The organism is Pseudorhodobacter turbinis, from assembly GCF_005234135.1.
GTDB lineage: Bacteria > Pseudomonadota > Alphaproteobacteria > Rhodobacterales > Rhodobacteraceae > Pseudorhodobacter > Pseudorhodobacter turbinis.
The window spans coordinates 837,181-849,871 of sequence record NZ_CP039964.1; the positions used below are offsets into that span (position 1 = coordinate 837,181).

A 12,691-nucleotide genomic window follows, 5' to 3' on the forward strand; every position below is an offset into this window, starting at 1 on the left:
CCATGGAAACCAGAGCAAATTACGTTTTGATCGGCTTGTTCACGATCCTTGGGTTTGTGGGCATGCTTGCTTTTGCCCTTTGGTTCGCGCGGGTAGAGCTTGACCGCCAATTCGCCTATTACGATGTAAAGTTCACCTCTGTCTCGGGCTTGGCGCGGGCGTCGGATGTGCGGTTTGCGGGACTGCCGGTTGGTCAGGTGGTGGATGTAAAACTGTCGCCCGACGGGGACGGCACCATTGTCGCACGGCTGGAGGTGGCGCAAAATACGCCCGTGCGCACCGGCTCGGTTGCCACCATCGAAAGTCAGGGCGTCACCGGAGTTTCCTATGTCGGGATCAGCGCAGGGGAGCCTGCAGAGCCGCTGCTGCGCGATACATCCGATCTGGACGTCCCGCAAATTGAACCGGGCCGCTCCTTGCTGCAAAGCCTGTCCGAAGATGCACCCGAGTTGGTCTCTGAGGTTTTGGGTCTGGTCCGCGATATCAGCGGCCTGATCACCGAAGAGAACGTCGGGCGGGTCGATAATATCCTTGCCAATCTTGAACTGGCCTCGGATGAATTTGCCCAGTCCCTGGATGATTTTTCGATCGTGGCCAGTGCGGTTTCCGGCTTCGCGATCGAGATTTCAAACTTCAACGTCATGCTCGAAGGGCTAACGTCCAAGGCCGAAAAGCTGTTCGATACCGCTGATACCACGCTGATCTCTATCGCCGAGCTGGCCGAGGGTTCCAAGACCACCGTTTCAACAGCAGAAAACACGTTGAATGAGACCACCAAAACGATGGCCGCAGCGCAGACCTATATCACCGAGGATCTGACCCGTATCACCAAAGAGCTTTCTGACGGCTTGGCCGAAACCCGCGCCCAGATTGCAACCGTGGGCGAGGATGCGCGCGCAATGATGGCCGAATTCAAGCGTACCGGCGAAATAGCAACCACCCGCCTGATTGAGGCAGAAGCCACCATCAAAGCCACCGACGAGATGATCGTGCAATTGAACACCACGCTGGAATTGATGGATCAGGCCTCTATCAGCTTTGATGATCTGGTGACCAAGGACGGCGCCGAGCTGGTGGCCGAGGCCCGCGCCGCCCTTGCCCCGATTGCCCGCGCCGCCCAATCCGATCTGCCCGCAATGGTGGCAGATATCCGCACCGCAACCGCGACCGCCAATCAGGTGATGACCGATGTCGGCACCGCGCTCACCTCGGCCAGTGGCAAGGTTGACGGGCTGATGGATGATGCCAGTGTCTCGCTTACCGCCGTCACCGACAGCTTTACCCGCGCCAATACCACGCTGGATGCGATCAATTCGGCGCTGGAGGTTGGCGAACGCACCTTGGTCGCCGCCGAGAAAACCTTTGACGGTGCCGACCGTATTATCAATGAGGATATCGCCACGATCACCGCCGATTTGCGCCGCACAATCGACGGGCTTGATAAGGCGATTGCAGGGGTCTCGGATGCGATCCCGCAGGTCACATCAGATCTGACAGCCGCCTCTAATGCCGCGCGCGAAACCTTTGAGAGGGTCTCCAAGCTGGTTGCCTCCTCAGACACGCCAATCCGTGATTTTACGACGACCGCCCTGCCCCAGTTCACGCGGCTGGCACGCGAAACCCGCGAACTGATCAGCAACCTCGACCGGCTGACCAGACAAATCCAGCGTGACCCTACGCGCTTCTTCCTTGGGGGCGATACCCCTGTTTACAAACGCTAATCTGAAAGAGGCCCGCCCATGACCCTGCGCCCCCTCCTGCTTGCTCTTTGCACCGTGGCCTTGCTGCCGGGATGCTCTGCCATTTCGGTGCTCAGCGGGGCGGCCACGCCGCTTGACGCCTATGACCTGAACGCCCCCGCCAGCCCGCCCCAAGCCCGCAGCACATCCGCACGCCAAGTTGTGGTGGAGCTGCCAACCGCCCCCGGCGCCTTGGCAACCGACCGCATTTTGATCCGTCCGCATCCGCTGCAAGCCGCCTATCTGCCCGAGGCCAAATGGACCGAGGAAACCCCGACGATGCTGCAAACCCTGATGGTCCGCAGCCTTGAAGATAGCAACGCCTTCCGCTTTGTCGGGCGTCGGCCGCTGGGCGCATCGGGGGATTACGCGCTGCTGTCGGAGCTGACGGATTTTCAGGCCGAAACCACCGCAGATGGCAAGGCCGCCACGATCCGCCTGCGCCTGACCGCCCGACTGGTGCGCGAGGATGACGCCCGTGTCCTGTCATCGCGCAGCTTCACCAGCAGCGCGAATGTCGCCTCAACCGAGACGCTCGCCCTTGTTGAGGGGTTCAACACCGCCAATCAGGCAATGCTGTCAGAGGTGACACAATGGGTGCTGGCAAGTTTGAACATCGGGCTGAAACGCTAGCCCGGCTTGCGTTTCAGATAACCATATCATCGCGGTGGATCAAAGCGGCCCGGCCAACGGAGCCTAGGATCGCTTCGATCTCTCCCGATTTATGGCCCGCAATCGCCCGCGACTCTGCCGCCGTGTAGCGCATCAACCCCTTGCCCATGGCAGCACCGTCGGGGGCCAGAATTGCAACCGGATCCCCGCGCCCGAAGGTGCCCGTGACCATTGTCACCCCCGCAGGCAGCAGTGATTTTCCCGCCATCAGCGCGGCCACCGCCCCCGCATCAATATGCACATCGCCGCGCGGTTTCATTGCATTTATCCAGCGTTTGCGCGCTTGCTGCGGGTTGGCTTGCGGCACAAACCAAGTCCGCGCCGCCCCTTCCATCAACGCCTGCAAGGGCCGAATGGCAGAGCCTTCCATGATCGCCATCGCGCAACCACCCGCAATCGCCGTTTTGGCAGCCAGCAGTTTGGTTTTCATCCCGCCTTTTGACAGGCCGGAAATAGGATCGCCCGCCATCGCTTCAATCGCAGGAGTAATATGGTCGATGACGTCAAAGCGGATGGCGGAAGGGTCCTCTTTGGGGTTGGCCGAATAAAATCCGTCAACATCCGACAGCAAGATCAACTGATCCGCGCCCACCGTCACCGCAATCTGCGCGGCCAACCGGTCATTATCGCCAAAGCGGATTTCATCGGTGGCGACCGTATCGTTTTCGTTCACAATCGGCACCACGCCCAAGCCCAAAAGGGTTTCCAACGTAGCGCGGCTGTTCAAATAGCGGCGGCGATCCTCGGTATCTTCCAGCGTGACCAAGACCTGCCCCGTGGTGATCCCGTGCGGGGCCAGAACCTCTTCATAGGCGCGCGCCAGCCGGATCTGCCCGACGGCTGCCGCTGCCTGTGATTGCTCCAACGCCAGTTCGGCAAAGGGCAGGCCCAGAACCGTACGCCCCAAGGCAATCGACCCCGAGGAGACCAGAATAACATCCGCCCCCCCCGCCTTGGCCGCCGCGACATCCAGCGCCAGCCCCGCCAGCCAATCGCGCCGAAGCCCCTTGGCCCGGTCCACCAACAGCGCAGACCCGATCTTGATAACCAGACGCTTCGCCTGCCCGATTTCGGGTGCTATTATGGCTGCCAAGGTGCGTCATCCGTTTCGACAACACGCCCCGCAACAATCTGGGCGTAAATACTGCGCAAAACTTCGGTAAGGCCCTCATTAGACACCCCCGAGATTGCAAAGACATCGCCTGCAACAGCCCGCAATTCCGCCAGCCGCTCGGCTTGGGTTTCTTCGTCCAAGGCGTCGATCTTGGTCAGGGCGGTGATGCGGGGCTTGTCGCCCAGCTCCTCGGCATAGGCTTCCAGCTCGGTCACGATGGTTTGGTAATCTTCGGCCACATTTTCCGAGGTGCCATCGACCAGATGCAACAAGACCGAACAGCGTTCCACATGCGCCAGGAATTGCACACCAAGGCCACGGCCTTCAGATGCCCCCTCGATCAGGCCCGGAATATCGGCCATCACAAATTCATGCCCGTCGATGCCGACAACACCCAGATTGGGCACCAGCGTGGTGAAAGGATAATCAGCAATCTTTGGCCGCGCATTGGAGACGCTTGACAGAAACGTGGATTTCCCAGCATTCGGCAAGCCGACAAGACCGGAATCCGCGATCAGTTTCAAGCGCAGCCAAATCGTGCGCTCCACCCCTTCTTGGCCGGGGTTGGCCTTGCTTGGTGCGCGGTTGGTCGAGGATTTGAACTGCAAATTCCCCCAGCCGCCATTGCCACCTTTGGCAAGCTGCACACGCTGGCCCACGTCGGTTAGGTCGGCGAGAACGGTTTCCTCATCCTCATCCAGAATCTCGGTGCCAACGGGAACCTTCAGCACGATATCCTGACCGGTTTTGCCAGTGCGTTGGCTGCCCATGCCGGGCTGGCCCGACTTGGCAAAGAAGTGCTGCTGATAGCGGAAGTCGATCAGCGTGTTCAGCCCATCCACGGCCTCCACCCAGACAGAGCCGCCATTGCCGCCGTCGCCGCCATCCGGCCCGCCGAATTCGATAAACTTCTCGCGCCGGAACGAAACACACCCCGATCCGCCGCCACCGGAGCGGATGTAGACTTTGCACAGATCAAGGAATTTCATGGGGCGGGCCTTCTGGATTGGTTCAAACCAAGCCGATACAGGAACCCGCCGCATATCTCAAGTCACAGCGATGCCCTCAACCCATCTTGCGCAGATAAGTCCAAGTCTGTACCCGCGCATTGCGCGCCACGCTAAAGCTTTCAGCATCGCCAAGATAATCAAAACCGCAATTGGTCAGCACCCGCGCCGACCCGGGGTTATCCTGAAAGACCTGCGCAAAGACCGCCTTATTGCCCAACGGGTTGGTATTCATCAGCGCCTGAACCGCCTCAGAGGCGTAGCCGGTGTTCCAAAACGCCGGAGCGACCCAATAGCCGATTTCGGATTGGTCCCGGTCCATCTGCTTTAGCGAAATCACGCCAAATACCTCGGGCAAGCCCTGGATCGTGCCATCCATAACCCAAACACGCTCAGTGGTGTCAGAGGTCATGGCGCGGGCGATAAACGCCTCGGTCGCGCCGGGCGGCAACGGATGCGCAATAGAGCTGGTGTTCGCCGCAACCCGCATATCACCGGCATGAAGGGCCAAAAGCCCCGCATCCGACACACGGGCTGGCCGCAGAACGAACCGCGCTGCCGCAATCTCGTCCCTGACTTCAATAGTTTGCAAGATCATCGCGCCCTCCTCCGAAAGCACATCGGGGTCGTTTCCCCGACTTGTTTAGGGAACCCGCGCCAAAATGAAAGGCACGGACCATACAGCTTCGCATCCCCCTCCAGAAATGCGAAGGGGACCGGCCTTGCAGCCGATCCCCTTGTTACATGTCTTTGTAACGGTTGGCTTACTCGGCTGCTTCCGCAGCTGGAAGCACAGAAACAAAGGTGCGGCCCTTGAGGCCTTTCTTGAAGGTGACGTGACCCTCGACCTTGGCAAAGATCGTGTGATCCACGCCCATGCCAACACCCTCACCCGGGAACATCTTGGTTCCACGTTGACGGATGATGATATTGCCCGGAATAGCCACTTGGCCACCAAACAGTTTCACGCCCAAGCGGCGACCAGCTGAGTCGCGGCCGTTACGGGATGAACCACCAGCTTTTTTATGTGCCATGGGGGATTACTCCTCGCTTGAAGCAGCTTTCGCCGCTTTTGGTTTCGCTGTTTTTGGCTTTGCAGCAGCTTTCGCCTTTGCAGGGGCCTTAGCTGCCGGAGCGGCATCAGCATTATGGGCTGCGCGGCGTGCATCGGCTGTGCCGGTTGCTGCCTTAACGTCCGACTTGTCAGCGCCGGTTGCCAGAACTTCGGTCACGCGCAGCAAAGTCAGGTGCTGGCGATGGCCTTTGGTCCGCTGGCTAGAGTGCTTACGGCGACGCTTTACATAGTGGATGACCTTGGGGCCTTTGATCTGTTCGATCACTTCGGCCTGAACGCCAGCACCCGCTACCAGCGGTGCGCCAACAGTCAGCTTTTCGCCACCAACCATCAGAATTTCATTGAACTGGATTGTATCACCAGCAACGCAGTCAAGCTTTTCCACACGAAGGATATCCCCCGCCTGAACTTTATATTGCTTGCCGCCTGTCTTGAGGACCGCGAACATGGGTCTTTCCTTTACATTTCTTCGCGTCCTGCGGCCCCGGCTAGATCCGGCGTTCATAGTTACCTTCGGACGGCGCGCCCTGAACGGGCGTGACAATAATAAACCGGGCCAAATGTCGCCATTTGCCCCCGATGTGCGCTTATCCCGAATGCCTCATCCAAAGTCAAGCCTTCTCAAGGTGCCTCAGGCGGCATTATCGCGCCAAACCCTAAATATCCTCGCCAATCATCCGACTGGCTGCCGCCCGCCCCAAATCATGCGAAATAGACGCGAAAACCTGATCGAACGCCCCGAACAATGCCAGATTGAGCTTCCGCCCCGCAGGGCTTTGCGAAAAGGCAAGGTATTTCGCCATATCCGCCTCCGAGAGCGCGCCATAGGCGAGCACGAGATAAGGGTAAATCCAGCTTTCGGTCTGGGCCCGGATGTCGGGTTCTTGTGACCAGACATCCATCAGCATCTCTTGCTGGCTCATATCCCGCGCAAAGCCGCCCACCTCGGCCATCCCCATAAAGAAGGCAAGGTTGGAGTTCATTGCACCTGATACATTCATGTCGATCAGCTCGTTAACATCCGCGAACTGTTGCAAGACGCCAAACCGCGGCGCGGCCTCTGCCATCATCTCGTCAACCTGCGCCGCAGCCGCATCTTCCACCGCCTCATCCATCAGCGACGTTCTGGCGTCCACCTCCAACGTCAGGATGCGCTGCCCCAGATCGGTGCCAAAGAAGGCGATGATGGCCGGAATATCTTCTTCGCCCGTCGCGAACTGCGCCGCAAAGGCAATCTCGAACCGTGTCCGCATTGTCGGCAAATCATAGATCAGCGCGACGCCCTGCTGCCAAGCCGCCCCGCCCTTCCCCGGAAAAAGGTCTGCCTCCATCTCGCTACCATAGCGCAAACCTTCAAGCCGCATCACATCCAGCACTGCATCGATCTGCAACACATCCATCAGATCGGTCATCGAGTCGGCAGTCTGCTGCACCGGATGTAAGGGGCCTGCCATGCCCTGCCCTACGGGGGCCACACCAAAGCAGCACGCCACCGCGACACAACAAAGAAAATGGGAAGCGCTACGCATGGTTTATGTCCGCAAAGTTAGGAGACTTTATACCTAGCGCCTCCGCAATTCATTGCCAACCCGTCCAGCAAACAGCAACCAACAATAGGCGTCATCAGGCCTCCGGATTACAAAACCTCGGTGCTCCCCCAATCGAACACATGCGCCGCCATCTTTCAGTGGCCTTGCCCGAACGCAGTAAAACCCAAAACTTAGATCGCAAGCCCACCCATCCAAGAAAAATCACATCCGATCGAGTTTACACATAGAAACAGGCTTGCAACCCATCGCATGGCAAGCTAAATCCCGCCCGACGATCCCCGCCGCGGAGAGGTGCCGGAGTGGTCGAACGGGGCGGTCTCGAAAACCGTTGAGCCTTCACGGGTTCCCAGGGTTCGAATCCCTGTCTCTCCGCCACTAAATTCGACTCGTTATTTTTTTATTTCCCATTAAAAACAACACATTATGCCTTGCAGACCCGCAAAGGGAATTGACCGCCTCTTGTTTTGCTACCCTTTCTGCACCACATTTTGCTACACATGGCGAAATGTTTTGGGGGACTGGGCATGTCGAAACCAATCCTGCGCGGAAAGACCTGGTATTTAAAGCGGCGCGTTCCCAAACGGTATGCGGTTGTTGAGCCTCGTTCCGAGATTTGGGAGAGCCTCAAGACCGACTCCTATAGTGTTGCCATGCAAAAGTCAGCCGGTGTCTGGAATGCCTATATCGAGGGCTGGGAAGCCCGCCTTGCCGGGCGCAACGGGGATGCGGCTGAGAGGTTTCGTGCCGCGCAGCAACTGGCAGCGATGCGCGGGTTTCAGTTTCTTTCGGTCGACAAACTCGAAACCGCCCCTTTGGAGGAGATTCTGGAGCGTGTCGAGTCGGCGCAGCGCGCGGATGGGACACCGGATGAGGTAGTCGCCTCTGCTGTTCTGGGCACGGTTGAAGAACCGCGGCTTTTGCTTTCCGGTTTGATAGAGCATGTTGAAACGCTTGCCGAACATGACAATCGCTACAAGAACAAAGAACAGATGCGTTTGTGGCGGTCACCTCGTCAACGCGCTGTCAATAATTTGATTTCCGCCATTGGCGGAGACATCGCGGTCGCATCCGTCGGTTCAGCCGAGGCCCGCAAGCATAAGAAATGGTGGCAAGCCCGTATTGCAAAGGAAGGGCAATCAGCGGACACCGCGAACAAGGACTTCAACTATATGTCCGGCATGCTGTCGAGGTTTTATGATGATCTCGACCATGAGGATCCGCCGCGCCCCTATGCCGGTGTCTCGATCAAAGACCGGCACGCGCAACCGTCGCAGAAACGCGAAGTGCCCGTCGCCTGGATCACAGACAAGTGGTTTGCGCCAGGCGCTCTGGATGGCCTGAATGATGAAGCGCGAGACATTCTGTTGATTTCTGTCGAAACGGGCTGCCGTCAGAACGAGATCTATAACCTGCCCGCCTCGGCGATCCGACTGGACGATCCGATCCCGCATCTCTTGATTGCGCATGAAGCCTCGGAAGATCCTGACGAGCGGCGCGAAGTCAAAAACCTCTCGTCACATCGGGAGATCCCACTGGTCGGGGTTGCTCTGGCGGCGGCCAAACGACACCCGGAGGGTTTTCCACGATACAGAAACGGGAGCAGTTACAGTGCTGCCGTTAACAAATATATGCGCAAGCATGAATTATTGCCACAAGGGGTTACAATTGGCGGCACGCGCCACAGCTGGGAAAGCCGCATGAAGCGTGCGGGCTATCAAACGGATGACCGCGGCGAGCTGATGGGACATTCGCTAAAAGGGCGTCGCGGCCGTGAGACCTATGGTGATGGCATGAGCCTCTCTGATCGCCTGCAGGTCGCGCAGGAGGTAATGCTTACTGTGCCTGATCATCTGAAATGACTTGTCGAAACCGGCCTGTTGTTTGCACTTCGAAACAGCGGCTTAAACTTGATTTGGAAGATACGTCCGTGCGCGTGCAATGATTTCTTGCTTCGCGGCCTCTGCCTCCAGCTCTCGTTCCAGGCGCAAGAATATAGGCAGGTAGGCATCATTGCTTTCCAGAAGAATGGCCACGGTTTGAAGGCAGGCCAGGATACGCAGCTGTGTCGTAGTCGGTGGATCTGGACGAGACGGCGCGAGGCCGGACAACATACCGACAGGCCGCGCTGCTGGCACGCCCTTGTCGTATGCATATCTTGTCCGGTCCCGTGCCATCGGCCGAGGTCTCCTGCCCGTTCCGGCACAGGCCCGGACGGTTTAAATTGATGTGTTTGGGGCCGGGAATTAATCCAGCCGTCTGGCCATCAATATAGGGCATAAAGGGTCTTTAGGGCGGTGCTAAAAGGATCGGAGTGCGTCTTTTGTGTGGATAAACAGTGGGTTGAAAAAGAGTATCAAAAACTATGACCTGAAAGCGGTGCAAAATAATACCTTTGAAAATTCCAAAACTGAACAATTAGAAAAATCCGCATTTTCTCTTGCTTTCAAAAACCCAAAAAATCAAAAAACCTTACTCTCCCTTCCTTCAAAAAACCTTACTCTCCCTTCCTTCAAAAAACGGAATAACCGCTATCCTGCTGCAAAACGGCGTTGTTGCAAAACTCCGGCCACGAAGGATTCACGATGTGAATCCCCATCGGTCAGAGTTCTGCAACAACGCAGCGTCAAACGCATAAATCGAAAAATGGGCAGCAGCTGCGCGTAGCTTTGTTGTGCCTACAAGTTCCCGTTTTAAGTCAAACCCGAGAAGGGTTGAGGTATTGTCAACAATCCGCAAGGGAACCTCCAAAATGGAAAAAGTATTTGCTGGTCCACCCCCTGCAACGCATGCTTGCATCCGTGAGAGAGTGGCTGGACAAGGACGGTGCCATATCCGACATCCGTGCGGTCGGGTTCACCCGCATCCGGGAAGACGAAAGCCTTGTCTTACAGACCTTCTGAACCAGATATTGGACGACGAAGGTGCCACCGGCAAACATGGCCGCAAGCTTGGTCGGCGGATGCGTCAGATCGTCGACAAAACCGTTGGAGAAGAAGGTTCGGGCCTGTCGTTTCATAGCTTGCGCCACTACGTCCAAGGCGCACTGGAACATTTGCCCGGCGTAAGTGATAAGATGGTTAGGGACCTCATTGGTCACGAAGGCAAAGACACGCATGAGCGTAACTATAGTAAACCAACGCCGCCAACTATCCTGCGAATGGTGGTTGAAAAACTGCCGCTGGTGATCTGACCACAACTCCGGCACCGCTCTGGCGTGGTGCAGCCGTAATCGCACTGAGAGGTTTGCTGAAATGGACACAGATTCGCGCCGAAGCAACTTCGGCCTGCTCGCAGCCAAGGGGGCGGATGGACTAAGCCGCTCCGCGGCATTGGCGCCCAGTCGCGGCGTTCAGGATCATTTCAGCATTTTACTTTGTGATTGGCCTTTCTGGGCTGACGATCTGGGTCTTTCCCACCGTCAGACAGGAGGTTCCCATGAAGGAGGAAAAGACCACCGCGCTGCGTCAGCGCATGATTGAGGACATGCAAATTCGTGGCCTCGGCGAGAAGGCCCAGAAGGCCCACATCCGGAACGTGAAGCACTTTGCCGCCTTTCTCGGACGGCCACCTGACACAGCCACCCCTAAAGACCTGCGCGCGTATCAGTTACAGATGACCAACGACGGAGTATCTGCAAGCACCTACAACGTCAGGATCATCTCGCTCCGGTTCTTCTTCGGCTTCACCTGCGGTCGCGAAGAGATGAAGCGGTTCATGCAGTTCCACCGCAAACCCCGGAAACTGCCAATTGTCCTGAGCGTCGAGGAGGTGGCTGACCTGATGGCCGCTGTGCCTGGCCCGGGGCTCAAGTATCGCGCAGCGCTTGGGATCAGCTATGGTGCAGGATTACGGGCCGCCGAGGTCTGCAACCTCAAGGTCAAGGATATCGATAGCGATCGGATGCTGATCCATGTCGATGACGGCAAGGGCGGGCGCGATCGCAAGGCCATGCTGTCGCCCAGCCTGCTGGACCTGCTGCGGGAGTATTGGCGCGAGTCCCGCCCTGAGGGGTGGCTATTTCCGGGCAAACCGAAGATCAGTCCGCTCTCGCCACGCCAGTTGAATCGGGCCTTCACCTCAGCCAAACACATGGCAGGGATTAATAAACTGGCGACCCTGCACACATTGCGACACAGCTTCGCCACGCATCTGCTGGAGGCGAACACGGACGTGCGGGTGATCCAGGTGTTGCTCGGGCATGCCAAGCTGACCACCACGGCGCGCTACACCCATGTGGCGACAAAGACGATCCAAAGCACCGTGAGCCCCTTTGAGCATATGAAACTATTGCAGGATGAAACCCTTCGACGAGGGTTGGAGTAGTGATCGTGGCCGGTGAACCGGCCAAAGCTGGAAATCGCTGACATCTTCCGTGCCCATGGCCCTGCGTGGCGACAGGCCAATGCCGGGCATATCAGCCTCAGCCAGCTCAAGGTGATGTCGGCGATTGAAGCCTGCCGGACCGAGGCGCTCGGCGGGCATGTGGCTGGCTGCGCCAAATGCGGCCACCACCATATCGCCTACAATTCCTGCAAGAACCGACACTGCCCCAAATGCCAGGGTCCGGCGGCGCGGGACTGGATGGCCGCACGGGCCGAGGATCTGCTGCCGGTCGAATACTTCCACGTCGTCTTCACTCTGCCAACCGAGATCGCGCAGATCGCCTACTGGAACAAGAAGGCGGTCTATGGCTTGCTGTTGAGGGCGTCGGCCGAAACGGTGATAACCATCGCCGCAGATCCGAAGCGCTTGGGCGCGCGGGTTGGCATGACCAGTGTGCTGCATACTTGGGGTTCAGCACTGACCCATCACCCTCATGTCCACATGATCGTTCCCGGCGGTGGCCTGTCGCCGGACGGTACCCGGTGGGTCTCCTGCAGGCCGGGGTTCTTTCTCCATGTGCGGGTGCTCTCCCGGCTGTTCCGGCGCCTGTTTCTGGAGGGACTGATGGCTCTGCATCACGCAGGTGAGTTGGCCTTCTTCGGCGATCTCACCGGGCTGGCGGGTGCCGATGCTTTTGCCCGTTGGCTCGCGCCGTTCCGCAAATCCGAATGGGTCGTCTATGCCAAACCGCCCTTCGGCGGGCCTGACGCGGTGCTGGCCTATTTGAGCCGATACACCCACAGGGTGGCGATCTCCAACACCCGTCTGGTCAGCGCCGATGCAGAGACGGTCGCCTTCCGATGGAACGATTACCGCATCAAGTCTGGTGACAGACAAAAGGTAATGCGGTTGACCACCCCCGAGTTCATACGCCGCTTCCTGATCCATGTCCTGCCCGATGGCTTCCACCGCATCCGGCACTATGGGTTGCTGGCCAACGCGACCCGCAAGGCCAATATTGCGAAGATCCGCACCCTGCTCGGGGCACCGCGCCCTGAACACGAGGCCGTGCAGCAGGAGACCGAGACCGTGCCACTCACCCTGCGCGAACCCTGCCCATGCTGCGGCGGCCCCATGCGCATCATTGAGATCTTCCGGCGCGGCCAGAAACCCTGTTCCCGCGCGCCACCGAGGGAGCAGGCAGCATGACG

At 58.3% G+C, this 12,691-nt stretch carries 13 protein-coding genes and 1 tRNA gene; 8 read left to right on the forward strand and 6 right to left on the reverse strand.

Features of this window, described 5'->3' with window-relative positions; genetic code table 11:
- Positions 1-2 precede the first annotated feature (2 nt).
- Together EOK75_RS03900 and EOK75_RS03905 are read left to right on the forward strand one after the other, a co-directional pair.
- Positions 3-1,721, forward strand: coding sequence for an MlaD family protein (locus EOK75_RS03900; protein ID WP_137192670.1), 1,719 nt, complete (start codon positions 3-5; stop codon positions 1,719-1,721).
- Between the two features lie 18 nt (positions 1,722-1,739).
- On the forward strand, positions 1,740-2,372 hold the full coding sequence (locus EOK75_RS03905) for an ABC-type transport auxiliary lipoprotein family protein (protein ID WP_137192671.1): 633 nt from the start codon (positions 1,740-1,742) through the stop codon (positions 2,370-2,372).
- A 13-nt stretch (positions 2,373-2,385) separates the two neighbouring features.
- On the opposite strand, the gene proB is transcribed toward EOK75_RS03905, so the two are convergent.
- The 6 genes from proB to EOK75_RS03935 form a co-directional block, all read right to left on the reverse strand.
- On the reverse strand, positions 2,386-3,504 hold the full coding sequence (proB, locus tag EOK75_RS03910) for a glutamate 5-kinase (protein WP_168199139.1): 1,119 nt from the start codon (positions 3,502-3,504) through the stop codon (positions 2,386-2,388).
- The gene (gene obgE, locus EOK75_RS03915; protein WP_137192672.1) at positions 3,492-4,514 is read right to left on the reverse strand and encodes a GTPase ObgE; all 1,023 of its coding nucleotides are present in this window, start codon (positions 4,512-4,514) and stop codon (positions 3,492-3,494) included. Before obgE ends, proB begins: the two co-directional genes overlap by 13 nt.
- Positions 4,515-4,590: 76 nt before the next feature.
- The gene (locus EOK75_RS03920; protein WP_137192673.1) at positions 4,591-5,130 is read right to left on the reverse strand and encodes a GNAT family N-acetyltransferase; all 540 of its coding nucleotides are present in this window, start codon (positions 5,128-5,130) and stop codon (positions 4,591-4,593) included.
- 166 nt (positions 5,131-5,296) lie between these two features.
- Positions 5,297-5,566, reverse strand: a complete 270-nt coding sequence (rpmA, locus tag EOK75_RS03925) for a 50S ribosomal protein L27 (RefSeq protein ID WP_137192674.1) — start codon at positions 5,564-5,566, stop codon at positions 5,297-5,299.
- Positions 5,567-5,572: 6 nt separating this feature from the next.
- The gene (rplU, locus tag EOK75_RS03930; RefSeq protein ID WP_137192675.1) at positions 5,573-6,055 is read right to left on the reverse strand and encodes a 50S ribosomal protein L21; all 483 of its coding nucleotides are present in this window, start codon (positions 6,053-6,055) and stop codon (positions 5,573-5,575) included.
- Positions 6,056-6,263: 208 nt separating this feature from the next.
- Positions 6,264-7,136, reverse strand: a complete 873-nt coding sequence (locus EOK75_RS03935) for a DUF2059 domain-containing protein (protein WP_137192676.1) — start codon at positions 7,134-7,136, stop codon at positions 6,264-6,266.
- A 306-nt stretch (positions 7,137-7,442) separates the two neighbouring features.
- Here EOK75_RS03935 and EOK75_RS03940 point away from each other — a divergent pair.
- The 6 genes from EOK75_RS03940 (at position 7,443) to EOK75_RS03965 (ending at position 12,689) form a co-directional block, all read left to right on the forward strand.
- Positions 7,443-7,532: transfer RNA gene (locus tag EOK75_RS03940), tRNA-Ser, on the forward strand.
- A 149-nt stretch (positions 7,533-7,681) separates the two neighbouring features.
- Positions 7,682-9,016, forward strand: coding sequence for a DUF6538 domain-containing protein (locus EOK75_RS03945; RefSeq protein ID WP_137192677.1), 1,335 nt, complete (start codon positions 7,682-7,684; stop codon positions 9,014-9,016).
- 903 nt (positions 9,017-9,919) lie between these two features.
- Complete coding sequence (locus EOK75_RS21025) at positions 9,920-10,057, forward strand: hypothetical protein (RefSeq protein WP_205965476.1); 138 nt, start codon at positions 9,920-9,922, stop codon at positions 10,055-10,057.
- An 8-nt stretch (positions 10,058-10,065) separates the two neighbouring features.
- Positions 10,066-10,347: a site-specific integrase gene (locus tag EOK75_RS03955; protein WP_205965477.1), complete on the forward strand. Its 282-nt coding sequence runs from the start codon at positions 10,066-10,068 to the stop codon at positions 10,345-10,347.
- Between the two features lie 245 nt (positions 10,348-10,592).
- Positions 10,593-11,480, forward strand: coding sequence for a tyrosine-type recombinase/integrase (locus EOK75_RS03960; protein WP_137192357.1), 888 nt, complete (start codon positions 10,593-10,595; stop codon positions 11,478-11,480).
- Between the two features lie 12 nt (positions 11,481-11,492).
- Complete coding sequence (locus tag EOK75_RS03965) at positions 11,493-12,689, forward strand: IS91 family transposase (RefSeq protein WP_137192679.1); 1,197 nt, start codon at positions 11,493-11,495, stop codon at positions 12,687-12,689.
- Positions 12,690-12,691 lie beyond the last annotated feature (2 nt).